The following is a 12,316-nucleotide window of genomic DNA, read 5'->3' as shown; positions in this document are numbered from 1 at the left end:
ACCTTCGACTACGCGACGGGAAAATCGAAGTAGGTGGACGGGTAGGGCTCGTCCTTGAGCGTGTAGTGCCACCACTCGCACTCGTAGGAGATGAAACCGCAGGCCTCCATCACCGAGCGGAGGTGCAGGCGGTTCTCCGCTTCGAGCCGCGTGACCCCCGGCGCTCCGTGGTGTGAGATCACGTCCATCAAGTCGTGGTCGCCGCCCATTCGCGCGAGTTCGCCGGTGGCCAGGTGGTAGAGCGTCAGGTCGACGGTACTGCCCCGGCTGTGTCCCGACTTCGCCGCCACATACCCTTTTTCGAACATCTCGGCCCTGTCGATGTGCGGGTAGTGCCGCAGCTTCGTCCGGCCGTCCTCCGGCTGTCGCGACCAGCGCAGGAAGCAGTCCACGGCCCGTTGCGGGCGGTAGCCGTCCCAGAGCAGCAGGCCGAAGCCGAGGGGCGCGGCCTTCTCCCGCACGTCCTCCAGGGCCGCGCACAGCGCCCTCGTGCCGACGACGCGGTTCACCGCGTACCCGTCCACGGGTTTGCCGGTGAAGTTGTCCCAGGTGGAGTACTTGGCGTCCCAGCGCACTCCGGGCACGAACTCGTCCACGAAGACGAAGTCCTCCCCCATCACGACCTCCCCGTCAGGGCCGACGCCACCGCCCGGTCGACCACTTCGGCGAGCGGAATCCCGGCGGCCGCCATCATCCTCGGGTAGCGGCTGTAGGAGGTCATGCCGGGGAAGGTGTTGACCTCGTTGAGGACCACCGTGCCGTCCTCCCGCAGGAACATGTCCACCCGCGCCAGCCCCGAGCACCCCAGGGCGCGGTAGATGGCCTTGGCCACCTCCTGGACACGCGACCGGGTCCGCTCCGGGATGTCCGCGGGAACGGTGACCGTCGAGTTCTCCGAACCGATCTCCGGGGCGCTTTCCTGGTGAATCCGGAAGAACCCGTGGGACAGCGAGATCCGGTCGACCTCGCCCGCGATCAGGTCCGGCCCGTCCCCCAGGATCGCGCACCCGACCTCGCTGCCGACGACAGCCCCTTCGATCAGCACCTTCGAGTCGTACCGCCGTGCGGTCCGCACCGCGCTCGGCAGTTCTTCCCGGCGGGTCACCTTGCTGACGCCGAAGGACGACCCCGAGCGCGCGGGCTTGACGAAGACGGGGTAGGTGAGCGGTTCGGGGTCGACGTCCTCGTTCGCCAGGACAGTCCGGAAGTCCGGCGTCGGGATTCCCGCGGCACCGGCGACCACGTACGCGAGCGACTTGTCCATGCACAGCGCGGAACTCTGGACGTCGCAGCCGACGTAGGGGATGCCGGAGAGCTCCAGCAGGCCCTGCACCGCACCGTCCTCGCCGAGCTTGCCGTGCAGGACGGGCAGCACGAGGTCCAGGCCGATCACCTCGAACTCCCCGCGCCCCGGGACGAGCAGTCCGCGGGCGCTCCGGTCCGGTGACAGCACGACCGGGCGACCGCCGCCCTCCCAGCCCGGGTCGGGGCCGTCGCAAAGCCGCCAGGCGCCGCTCTCGGTCACCCCGATCCAGAACGGTTCGTACTTGTCGGCGTCGAGGTGCTCGGCGATTTCCCGCGCGGACTTGACCGAGACGGGGTGTTCCTCGGAAACTCCCCCGAAAATTATTCCGATTCTCATGTCCGGTGCTGCTTCCTGCTCTCGAAGTCCAGGCAGTTGACGATGGAGTTCTCGACGGTGTCGACCAGCGCGTGGTCCGTGTGGTAGGCCGAGTGCGGGCTGATGATCACGTTGGGCATTCCCTGCAGGCGCAGCAGCAGATCGTTCTCGATGGACCCGTTCCGGCGGTCCGCGTAGAAGATCCCCTCCTCGCCTTCGAGGACATCCAGCGCCGCGCCACCCAACCCACCGCTTTCCAAGGCGGAGACCAGGGCCTGGGTGTCGAGCAGTGGGCCGCGCCCGGTGTTGACGACGTACGCGCCGCGCTTCATCCCCTCGATGCGCCGGCGGTCGAGGAGGTGGTGGGTGTCGGCGTTGAGCGGCGTGTGGAGCGTCACCACGTCGACCTGCTGCAACAACTCGTCGAGGGGAACGCGCTCGGCGGGGGTCGTGGGGCGGATGTCATGGGCCAGGACGCGACAACCGAAACCGCGCAGCCTGTCCATGACCGCCGTGCCGATGCGCCCCGCTCCGACCACCCCCACGGTCAGGTCGCGCAGCTCTTTCCCGCGTTCGTCACCCAACCGGTAGTCGTGGGCATCCGTGCGCCTGATGGTGGCCTTGGCGCCGCGCACGGCCATCAACATGAGCATCAGCGTGTAGTCCGCCACGCTGTCCGGCGAGTAGGCGACGTTCCCGACGGTGATGCCGACGCTGTTCGCGTACTCCACGTCGACGTGGTCGCACCCGGCGCTCCTCGTGGAGACGTACACCACGCCGGCCCGGCTGAGCGCGCGGAGAGCCCGGTCGGGAATCCGGTTCTTGTGACTGACGCTGACGCACCGGTTCCCGGCCGCCACCGCGGCGTTGGCCTCGGACACCGCGGCCTCGACGATGGTCGGCCGCACGCCGAAGCGAGGCGCCATCTCCCGGAACAGGTCGGCCTCGTCCTGTTCGCACCCGTAGACCGTGATCCCCGTTCCCGCAACGGCGGCGAAAGGCCGGACCGCGGGCGATCGGGTGCGGCAGGCCGCTGCCCGTGCCGGTTCGCTGTGGGTCATGCCGCCAGTCAAGACGGCGTGGTGTTGCAGGCACGTACGCGGTTTTCGATATGCGGGCGATAAGGTTCCGGAACCGGCCACGTCCAACTGGCGATCCCGCCCGGGAGCGAGGACGAGTGCCGTCGCTTCTACGTCGGCCTGCTCGGCCTGCACGAGGTGCGCAAGCCCCCCGCCCTGGCGGCTCGCGGTGGGCTGTGGGTGCGGGGCGACACCCTGGAGATCCACCTGGGCGTCGAGGACGACTTCCGGCCCGCCCGCAAGGCGCACCCCGGCATCGTCGTGCGGGCGCTGGACGACCTCGCCGAACGGCTCGGGAGCGCCGGGGTGGCGGTCGCCTGGGACGACGGGTTCCCGGGCTTCCGCCGCTTCTACTCCTGCGACTGCGTCGGGAACCGCCTGGAGTTCATGACGCCGGAGGCCTGACCGCGGGCTGTCCCGCCTTGCGCCGCTTGAACCGGCTCACGAGCGCGTCCACGGCCAGGAACACCAGCAGGCTCGCGCCGACCGCGGGGAGCACCCACGCCAGCGCCGCCACCCCGAGCAGGACCACGACCAGCGGGCCGCCCGCCAGTTGGCGCCACACCGGGCGCGGCAGCGATTCCCACCGCCTCCGGTACGGGTTGTGTATCCACCACATGCGGTAGCCGAGGGCGAGCAGGGCGAACGTGGCCGCCGCCAGCAGCGCGAGGGCGATCTGGTTCGCGAGGCCGAACAGGGTGCCGGTGTGGAACTGCGTGGCCAGGGTGCTGAGCTTCGCCACCGGCGAGTAGTCGCTCCAGTCGAGGTGTTCGGTCACCCCCTCGGTGTAGGGGTCGATCGCCACGGCACCCCGGTGGATGGGCAGGCCGTCCGAGATCTCCGTGACGGTGAAGGGCGTACCCGAACCCGACGGCGGGGTCACGGCCAGTTCGCCGCTCAGCCCGGCGGCCTTGGCGGCCACCACCGCGCGGTCGATGTCGATGGGCTGGGCACCCGCCGGGACCGGCACCGGGGCCGCCGCGAGCACGGGGGCCCGCAGGCGGCCGGGGTCGATCGTCGAGTCCGCCCGACCGCCCGCGAACCGGGTCATGGTGAGCCCGGTCCCGGCCAGGAGCACCAGGCCGACCGCGAGCCACAGGCCCGCGGCGCCGTGGATCGCCCGCAGCCGCGTCCACCCCATCTTGTCGCGGACGGACGGCAGGAGCACTTCGCGCCGGGTGCGCTTGCGGCGGGTGCGGGCCAGCCACAGCACCAGGCCGCCCACGGCGATCAGGGGCACCCAGCTCGCGGCGAGTTCGGCGTAGAGCCTGCCCGGTGCGCCCAGGTGCAGGTTGCCGTGGAACTGGCGCAGCCACGTGTTCGCGGGCAGCCGGTTCTCGACCGTGGTCAGCTCGCCGTTGATCAGCCTGGTGTACGGGTCGACGAACACCGTGCGGTCCTCGATCCCGTCCGGGCCGGGGACCGCCAGCACCACCCGGGTGGTGCGGTCGTCGGCGGGTGGGGTGAGGACGGCCTTGAGCGTCGCCTCCGGGTGGGCCGTGAGCGCTGCCCTGACCTGTTCGGCAAGGGGGCGGCGCACCTCGCCGACGTGGTGCACGTGCAGGTCGGACCGGTAGAGGCTGTCGTGGATCTGCGGGCTGAACACGTAGACGAGCCCGGTCAGGCACAGCGCCGCGAGGAAGGGCGCGACCACGATGCCCGCGACGAAGTGCAGCCGCCGGGCGACGATCTGCAGGACGGGGCTCAGGCGCGGCCGGGCGGCGGCCCGGCGGGTGGGGGCGGCGGGGGGCGAGGACAAGGCGACTCCCAGGCGGCTGGTGGGGGCGTTCATCGCACGTCGATGGGTTGCCCGACCGTGTGCGTGCTGCCGTCGGCTGCCCGCAGGGTCAGGGCGAGCTGCCACCGCCCGCGCTCGGGCACCGTCGCCCGGCCCGTCCAGTGGCCGGGGCCCGCGCGGTCCAGGGGCACCGGTTCCGTCCGGTTGTCGCGCTTGAGGGCGATGCTCACGGCGGTGTGGGCGCCGTGCGGGCCGAGGACCGACACGCGTACGTCGAGCCGGTCGGTGGTCGGGATGAGCACCAGGTCCAGCGAGCCCTGCCCGCTCGGGGTGCCGGTGTCGTAGGTGAGCCGCGCGGGCGGGGCCTGCTCGCGGATCGCCGCCGGGGCCTGACCCACCGGGCCCGCCGCGTGCGCGCTCTGGCCGGGGTCGAGGGCGATCAGCGTCGCGGTGGTCGCGGTGATCAGCGCGGCGGCTCCCGCCACCCCCACGACCTGGTGGCCGAGCCGGGTCGACCGCGCCTTCGCGGACCCGCCCGCCGCGCGGCGGGAGAGCAGCCAGGCGAAGACGGCGAGGACCGCGGCCAGGGCGAGGGCTCCGGCGGGGAGCAGGCCGAGGCCGTGCCCGAGCCAGGCCTGGGCGGTCCCGGCGACGGCGAGCAGCACCGCGCACCCCACCACCGACCGCGCGAGCCGGGCCACGGCGTGCCGGTGGCGACCGACCGGGAACCGCAGCAGCACCAAGCCGCCCACCGGGATGGCCAGGGCGACGAGGAGACCGATGTCCGCGGCGAGCGCGAGGGGGGACGGTGAACCGAGCGATCGGGGGTCGGCGAGGGGCCAGGTGGCGAAGACCGCCGACGCGCAGCCGAGCACCGCCGCGCCGCGCGAGCACCGCTCGACCGCCGTGGTCGCGGGCGGGTTCACCACCAGCAGCACGAGGCCGAGGGTGGCGGGGACGAGGGTGGCGAGGCGGGCGAGCAGCGCCGCGCCCCCGGTCGACTCGACGGCGGCGGAGAGGAGTCGCGGGTCGAGCGCGTCGTGCCACGGCACCCACGCCGCGTACGGCCCGAACGACACCAGGGCGACGAGCGTGCTCCCGACCAGCAGCCACCAGGCGACCTTGATCAGCCGACGGGTGACCCTGGCCCGCACGGCGGGGGGCCCGAGCGAGGCGACGAAGAACGCCAGGCCCGCGAGCAGCACCATGGCCGCGACCGCCAGCGCCCGCGCCGCCAGGTGCGCGGCCGCCACGACCGGGTCGCGCGTCGTCTCGATCGCCGGGATGCCGCCGGGCTGGATCGGGCGGGACACGTCGAAGGTGAAGGAGCCGCTGACGGGTTCCAGCCCGCTCGACGGCGCGGTCCACGCCACGGCGTAGGTGCCCTCGTTGCGCTGCGCGGGCATGGGGACGGAGATCGCGTCCTCCCGGCCGTCCGGGTGGGTCGGCCGGGTGAAGACCACCTGCCTGCCGCCGGGGTCGAGGACGCGCACGGTGGCCAGGGCGGCGGGCACCGGGCGGTCGAAGGTCAACACGACCGCGTCGGGTGACTTGACGAGCTCGGTGTTGCCCGGGGAGGTCGTCAGGAGCACCGGGTCCCCGGTCGCCCGCGGGGTGGTGGCGAGCAGCGCGCCCCAGCAGGCGGCGACCAGCAGCAGCAGCGCGACGAACTGCCCGGCGGCGGCGCGCGGGCGGGCGGGCGCGGCGCGGGGGCGTTCCCGCACGGTCGTCACTCGGCACCCACCCCGCTCTCCTCGACGCGCCCGGCCTTCGGTCCCGCGGCGCCGGGTCCCGCTGTGTCCGGCTCGTCGGCAGCGGACTCCGCGGTGTCGGATTCCGCGGTGTCGGGTTCCGCGGCGGCCGTGCTCAGCCCGCGGCGGTGGGACCGGTACCCGACCACCGCGATCACGGCGAGCGCGAGGCCCAGCGCGCCCCACAGCACGGCGAACGGGGGCCCGCCGGTGGTGCCCGCGCTCCGCGCCCCCTGGTCCGCGGGGGCGGCGGTGTCGACCACCTGGAACGGTTGCGCCGCGTCGACTTCGCCCGCCGGGGCCACGGCTGCGGGAGCCGCGCCCCCGCCCGCGCCGGAGCCCGCCCCGAAGTTGATCACCGGAGCGGGCGCGGTGTTCTGGTCCCAGCGCGAGACCGCCCCGTTGGCGAAGGTCTGCGTCGCCCCGAGCAGCAGCCTGCCCTCGGCGGGCAGCGGGCCCATGGTGACGAGGAACTGCTCGAACTGCCTCGGGCCGATCGCGCCGCCTTCGAAGACGAGGGCCCCCACGACCTCGCGGATCACCTTGCCGTCCGCCTCGATCGGCGGGTCGAGCGGCCGGGGGCGGATGGTGGCTGTCCAGCCCGGTGCCGAGGCGACCTTGACGTAGGGCACGGGCGGGGTCGCCGGGAAGACCAGTTCGAGCCGGGTGGACTTGGTGTCGGTTCGCTCGTTGGCCAACCGGAAGGCGAAGGTGCGCGTGCCGCCGCCATCGGCGCGGTCGGGCACTATGGACACTTGGGCGGTCGCGGGCGACGACAGCGCGATCGCGCCGAGCACGGCCGCGAGCAACGCGGACAGGCCGCGAGGGAGGGCTTTCCGGCGGTAGGCCATGGTGGGCTCCTGAGCAGAGTGGTCCGGGACCGGGAGCTCTCCCGGTCCCGGACCACTACCGTGTCGGTGTCAGCAGGTGGACTTGTCGATCGGGTTGAGCTGCCCGCAGGTCAACTGCGACCGCCAGCTCCCCTGGTTCTGCTGGGCCCACCCGTTGTAGACGAGCGGGATGGCCAGCACGCCCTGGCCGCCGTAGCCCGACTTCCCGGAGACGGAACCGTCCATCTTGGTCTTCGGGGTGGCGTCGAGCGTCAACTGGCCCGCGATCTTCGCGTCGTCGAGGGCGCCGTCGCCGTTCGGGTCGACGTCGATGATCTGCATGACGTTGGCGAACTTGTTGGAGACGTAGCCGTAGTAGCCGCCGCCCTTCTTGGCACCGAAGTTGATGCCGTGGCAGCCCGCCGAGCACGGCAGGTCCTTGACGATCTTGTTGGTCCTCGGGTCGATGACCGTGACCGTCTGGGACAGCACGTTCGCCGCGAGCATCGCGTTGCCGTCCGGGGTGACCGGCAGCTGGATCGTCAACCCGCCGAACGGCGCGCCGCTCTTCGGGCCGTCCTGCGGGCTGTAGTTCGCCCACAGGTCGATCGTCTTGCTGTGCGCCATCTGCCCGTTGTCCGCACAGGCGTCCTGCGCCAGCGAGACGCACGTGAGCGTCTGGCCGAGGAAGTCCGCCGTGTAGAACGTCGAGGAGTCCGGGGTCATGCTCGTGGCAATCGGGAACTGGCCCGTCTTCTCGGTGCGGATCGTGCCGGTCGGCATGTCGATCACCGACGCGTTGTTGGTCATCACGTTCGGGGTGACCACGGTCTTGCCGTCCGAACTGGTCCAGTGCGCGTGCGGGTGCCGGACCTCACCGGTCGGGCTGACCGTGATCTTGCGGAGCACGTTCGTGCCGCCCGGTGCCAGCTCGACGACCTCGTTGCCCGCGTTGATGCCGATGATGAGGTTGTCGCTGCCCGGTGCCGTCATCACGTGCGCCGGGTTGTGGCCGACCTGCGTGGACCGGACGAACTCGCCGGTCTCCCGGTCGAACACGTCCACCTTGTCGGCGAACCACTCGGTCTGGTACAGGTACTTGTAGTCCTTGTCGGTCCACATGTTGTGCGGGTTGTTCATGTTGATCGACGGGGCGCCGATCTTGCGGTCGACCGTCCAGTTGGTCACGTCGACCTTGGTGGCCGAGCCGACCGCCTTCTTGCCCGCCCACTCCTCGACCTCGGTGTCGATCCACACCTCACCGACGCCGGGGACCTCGGGGAGCTGGTTGCCCTTCGACAGGGTCTTCGGGTACGAGAACTTCTTGTCGAAGTAGGCGTCCAGGTTCGGGATCAGCACCGGGTTGCCCGCGGCGTCGTACTGCAGGATCGGCACCGGCGGCTGGATCGCGTTGAAGCTGTTCTCCGAGTCCGCCTTGTACTGCTGCCAGTTGTTCGGGTTGGTGATGTTGAAGAACGTGTTCACCAGCCGGTTGACGATGTCGGAGTTGGTCGGGACGACGAGGTTGCGCGAGTTCACCATCGACGCCTTGCCGAAGTCGAGGCCGATGGTGAGCGGGTCGTCGACCACCACCGCGCCCAGCATGTACGGGGTCACCATGTCGGTGAACGCGTACAGCCCGGGCTCGGTGAGCTGGATCGACCGCTGGCCGAAGAACGCGCCCGCGGGGTTCTCGTAGGGGAAGCCCTCGGCGCCCTCGGGGGCGATCAGGCCCATCGGGTTGCGGATGCCGGTCGACTCCTTCGGGTCGACCACGAAGTTGACCGTCACCGGCGCGCCCTTGACGGCGAACTTGGCGAGGTCGTTCAGGGCGCCCTGCAGGTCAACGCCGACCGGCAGGGAGTTCAGGTTGAACGGCTGGTCGGCGCGCATCGAGCTGAGCTGCTGGGCGAACTTGCCGAGCAGGTTCTCCGCCTTCGCCGCCGCCGGGGCGGCCTGCCGGTCGGCCGTCCCGATCGCCTTGACCGATGCCAGGGTGCTGTCGAGGTTCAGCGCCTTGCCCAGTTCGCCGCCGAGCGAACCGAGCAGCGGGAGCTGGCCGAGGAGGTTCCCCGTCAGGTTGCCGACCGCGCCGACGAGGTCGGAGTTCAGCAGGCTGGAGAGTTCACCCCCGGTGGTCAGTCCACCCAGCGTGCCGAGCCGGGGCATGACCGCCACCGCCAGGGACTGGTCTCCGAACAGGTTCAGCCCGGAGTCGAACCACTTGCCGTTGTCGTCCCTGAGGTGGAACGTGATCGGCACGGGGGCGAGCCCGATGGGCTGCTGGGCCGAGGCCGGGATCACGGCCACCGAGGAGATGCCGAGGGTGGCGACCGAGAGCGCGGCCACCGCCTTGGCGCGACGCCACCTCCGGTGGGCTCCTGGCGGAGCTTCTGGGAACATGGGTTTCCTTCCTATTCCTGTCCGGCCCGGTGGGAATCGGGCTGTCCGAACGAGGGAAAGTGAATCACGGAAAACAGGACCTACTCGGTTTCTTCCTGTTAACGAGAAGTGAAATAGACGATCGTGAAAAAATGTTCTCGCGGTGAGGAAAAGCGTCGAAAAAAGGACTGGGAGCGTTTGCGTTGAATACTTCCCCGCGCTCAGCCGAGCAGACCGAGGACGACGCAGAGCAATGGCCCCAGCAATCCGCTCGAATCGCATTCCGGAGCGGGCGGGGGCGGGGTCGGTCGAGGGGGCGGCGGTGTGGTGGTCGGGGGTCTGACGACCGGCGGGTCGGACGGTCGCGGCGGCGCGGGCGGGGTTCCGGTGGGAGGCGGTGGTGGAGGAGGCGGCGGGAGCGATTGCCCCGGTGCGGGCAGCGGTTCCCAGGTCGGTGCCGGTCGACCGGGTGTCCCCGGCGGCGCCGCGACCGGGGGGACGCGGCCGGTGGCGACCGCCTGCCCGACACCGACCGGGCGGCCCTCGGCGGTCGGACCCGGTTCGGGCACCGTCACCGGTGGTGTCGGGACCGGTGGCGGGGAGAGCGATCCGGTGCTCGTGGGTGGGATGATGACCGGGAACTCCGGTCCGGGCGCGGAGACCTGGGCGACCCGCGGTGGCGGGTCACCGAGGTGGCCCGCCACCGTCCAGAACGCCCAGCCGCAGGACGCGGCGGCGACGAGGGCCGCCGCGCGGGTACCGATCTTCGTCGTCAGCGCGGCCATGTCAGAGGTCCAACACCAGCTTCCGCCCGCGGGAGCGGGACACGCAGATCATCATCGTCTCGTTCGCGGCCTGCTCCTCGCTGGTCAGCAGCGAGTCGCGGTGGTCGGGGACCCCGTCGAGCACCGGGGTCTCGCACGTCCCGCACGTGCCGCCGCGACATGACGACAGCACCGGCACTCCCGCGTCCTCGGCCACCTCCAGGATCGACCGGTCGGCGGGCACCGCCAGCGTCAGCCCCGACTGGGCGAGCTCGACGTCGAACCCCGTCACCGGGCCGGTGTTCTCCTTGGGCGTGAACCGTTCCACGTGGAGGGTGAGTCCCGGGAGGCCCGCGCAGAGCTCCTCGGCCGCGGCCAGGAGCGGTTCGGGCCCGCAGCAGTAGACCGCGGTGCCGGTGCCCGCTCTGCCCAGCATCCCCGGCACGTCGGGCAGTCCCGCTTCGTCGCGGGGCCACAGCACCACCCGGTCGCCGTACCGCTCCCGCAGCCACGCGGCGAACGCCATCGACGTGCGCGACCGCCCGCCGTAGAGCAGTTGCCAGTCCGCGCCGTCCGCCTCGGCCGCGGCGACCATCGGGATGAACGGGGTGATGCCGATCCCGCCCGCGACGAACAGGTACCGCTCGGCGCGGACGTACGGGAAGTTGTTGCGGGGCCCGCGGACGCGGACCCGGTCACCGGGGCGCAGCGCGTCGTGCACGAACGCGGACCCACCGCGCCCGGCGCGCTCGCGCAGCACGGCGACTTCCAACACCGAGCGGTCACCGGGGTCTCCGCACAGCGAGTACTGGCGGACGGTGTCCGGCCGCAGCACCAGGTCCACGTGGGCACCCGGGGCCCACGGCGGGAGCGGGTCCCCCGCGGGGTGGCGGAACACCAGCCGGACGACGCCGTCGGCGATCGTCTCCTTGTGCGCCAGCAGCACTTCGAGGTCGAGGTCGGCCGAGGGAAGGAGGTGGGTGGTCATGGCTCTCCCGGTTTTTTGCACGTGGGTTCGAAGAACAAGTCAAACGAGCGCCGGAAACAGCGAAATAGCTGGACAATGAATTCCGTGTATCGCCGTTTTCACGGCGCACGGCGGGGGCGGTGAGCTTTTCCGAGAACCCGGGCAGGCACTGCTGTCAAATACTACCCATTTCTGCCGTCACCACCAGAGGTCATTTCGCCACAGAAATCGATCAATCGAGTGCGAAGCGCACCGACAGCAGGCCGGGGCGGGGTCTCGGCCACTCCCGCAGCATGTCGTCGTGCTGCGCGGGCCACTCGCAGACGATGACGTTGAGCCCCCTGCCGAACTGGTCGGTGAGCCGGGTCAGGAACTCGTCGGCCTGCCGCGCGTCGAAGGCCCCGCGCTGCGCCTGCAGGAACACCACCCCCCGGTGGGACAGGGCCAGCAGGAGGTTGACGTCGCCGAAGTGGTCGCGGAACCCGGTCAGCAGGTTCTGCCTGCCCGAGACCGGGCCGCGGCGCGGGTCGACCGGGGTGTGCGGGCGCGTCCAGGTCAGCCGCAGCACCTCCGCTCCCACGATCCACTCGTTGCCGGGGCGGGTCTCCCCCGGGCGGCCCGACGGCACCCGGCCGCGCCGCACCTGCGGCAACCGGCGCTCCTCGACCAGCCCCCACCGGGCCAGGTACTGCGACACCGTCGGCGAGCTGATCAGGATGCCGAACTCCCTGCGGACCAGCTCGGCGATCGCCTGCCTGGTCCACAGCCGCTGCGGCAGCCCGCACGCCTCGGGCGGGCCCGCCACGATCGCCCGCACGACCCGCGCCTGCTGCGCGGCCGACAGCGCGAACTGCTCGCCGGGCCGCCGCCCCCGGCGCCGCGGCCGGAGGGCCTCGTCGCCCCGGCGCCGGTACTCGGCCACCCACGCGCCGACGGTCTTGCGGGAGACGCCGAACAGGCGGGCGACCTCCGCCCGGGTCACCCCCGCCTCGACGGCCGCGACCGCCCGCCGCCGGAGCGCTTCGAGGGCGTCCGCGGAGAGGCTGCGCGCGTCACCGCTGGTCACGTTCGGGTCCCGGGTGGTGGCGGTTGCGCTGTTCGTGGCGGACTTCCTCTCGTGAACGGGATGTCACCGCTCGTCCCTCCTGCGGAGAACCTCGTGACCGGGGACGACGTCCCCTTCG

Annotated in this window: 10 protein-coding genes; 1 reads left to right on the top strand and 9 read right to left on the bottom strand. The window is 71.7% G+C overall.

Going from position 1 to position 12,316, the window contains the following annotated elements:
* Nucleotides 1–8: 8 nt before the first annotated feature.
* Genes vanX through DFQ13_RS29435 form a run of 3 tightly spaced genes read right to left on the bottom strand, consistent with a single transcriptional unit; the run spans nt 9 to nt 2,595 of the window.
* Nucleotides 9–617 (bottom strand): D-Ala-D-Ala dipeptidase VanX, encoded by a 609-nt coding sequence (vanX, locus tag DFQ13_RS29445; RefSeq protein ID WP_110082124.1) that lies wholly within the window; start codon nt 615–617, stop codon nt 9–11.
* Nucleotides 617–1,642 (bottom strand): D-alanine--(R)-lactate ligase, encoded by a 1,026-nt coding sequence (gene vanA / locus DFQ13_RS29440; protein ID WP_110082123.1) that lies wholly within the window; start codon nt 1,640–1,642, stop codon nt 617–619. Before vanA ends, vanX begins: the two co-directional genes overlap by 1 nt.
* Nucleotides 1,639–2,595: a D-isomer specific 2-hydroxyacid dehydrogenase family protein gene (locus DFQ13_RS29435; protein ID WP_035283908.1), complete on the bottom strand. Its 957-nt coding sequence runs from the start codon at nt 2,593–2,595 to the stop codon at nt 1,639–1,641. Before DFQ13_RS29435 ends, vanA begins: the two co-directional genes overlap by 4 nt.
* Before the next feature lie 243 nt (nt 2,596–2,838).
* On the opposite strand from DFQ13_RS29435, the gene DFQ13_RS29430 reads away from it, so the two are divergent.
* Nucleotides 2,839–3,105 carry a VOC family protein gene (locus DFQ13_RS29430; protein WP_233438630.1) on the top strand — a complete coding sequence of 89 codons (267 nt, stop codon included), beginning with the start codon at nt 2,839–2,841 and terminating at the stop codon, nt 3,103–3,105.
* On the opposite strand, the gene DFQ13_RS29425 is transcribed toward DFQ13_RS29430, so the two are convergent.
* The 6 genes from DFQ13_RS29425 to DFQ13_RS29395 all read right to left on the bottom strand — a co-directional run bounded on the left by DFQ13_RS29425 (nt 3,086) and on the right by DFQ13_RS29395 (nt 12,198).
* Nucleotides 3,086–4,459 (bottom strand): PepSY-associated TM helix domain-containing protein, encoded by a 1,374-nt coding sequence (locus DFQ13_RS29425; RefSeq protein ID WP_233427690.1) that lies wholly within the window; start codon nt 4,457–4,459, stop codon nt 3,086–3,088. The genes DFQ13_RS29430 and DFQ13_RS29425 overlap by 20 nt on opposite strands.
* 29 nt (nt 4,460–4,488) lie before the next feature.
* Entirely contained in the window at nt 4,489–6,171 is a 1,683-nt protein-coding gene (locus DFQ13_RS29420) for a copper resistance CopC family protein (protein ID WP_110082121.1), read from the bottom strand.
* Nucleotides 6,168–7,040 (bottom strand): DUF1775 domain-containing protein, encoded by an 873-nt coding sequence (locus DFQ13_RS29415; RefSeq protein ID WP_110082120.1) that lies wholly within the window; start codon nt 7,038–7,040, stop codon nt 6,168–6,170. Before DFQ13_RS29415 ends, DFQ13_RS29420 begins: the two co-directional genes overlap by 4 nt.
* A 69-nt stretch (nt 7,041–7,109) precedes the next feature.
* On the bottom strand, nt 7,110–9,422 hold the full coding sequence (locus DFQ13_RS29410; protein WP_110082119.1) for a YncE family protein: 2,313 nt from the start codon (nt 9,420–9,422) through the stop codon (nt 7,110–7,112).
* Between the two features lie 765 nt (nt 9,423–10,187).
* On the bottom strand, nt 10,188–11,153 hold the full coding sequence (locus DFQ13_RS29400) for a PDR/VanB family oxidoreductase (RefSeq protein WP_110082118.1): 966 nt from the start codon (nt 11,151–11,153) through the stop codon (nt 10,188–10,190).
* Nucleotides 11,154–11,364: 211 nt separating this feature from the next.
* Complete coding sequence (locus DFQ13_RS29395) at nt 11,365–12,198, bottom strand: helix-turn-helix domain-containing protein (RefSeq protein ID WP_035283877.1); 834 nt, start codon at nt 12,196–12,198, stop codon at nt 11,365–11,367.
* Between the last annotated feature and the right edge of the window lie 118 nt (nt 12,199–12,316).

Source organism: Actinokineospora spheciospongiae, assembly GCF_003182415.1.
GTDB lineage: Bacteria > Actinomycetota > Actinomycetes > Mycobacteriales > Pseudonocardiaceae > Actinokineospora > Actinokineospora spheciospongiae.
This window is presented reverse-complemented; position numbering and strand designations above follow the sequence as displayed.

Coding starts and splice junctions, on each gene's coding strand:
- vanX (WP_110082124.1), bottom strand. CDS start 617: ATGGGGGAGGACTTCGTCTTCGTGGACGAGTTCGTGCCCGGAGTGCGC.
- vanA (WP_110082123.1), bottom strand. CDS start 1,642: ATGAGAATCGGAATAATTTTCGGGGGAGTTTCCGAGGAACACCCCGTC.
- DFQ13_RS29415 (WP_110082120.1), bottom strand. CDS start 7,040: ATGGCCTACCGCCGGAAAGCCCTCCCTCGCGGCCTGTCCGCGTTGCTC.
- DFQ13_RS29410 (WP_110082119.1), bottom strand. CDS start 9,422: ATGTTCCCAGAAGCTCCGCCAGGAGCCCACCGGAGGTGGCGTCGCGCC.
- DFQ13_RS29400 (WP_110082118.1), bottom strand. CDS start 11,153: ATGACCACCCACCTCCTTCCCTCGGCCGACCTCGACCTCGAAGTGCTG.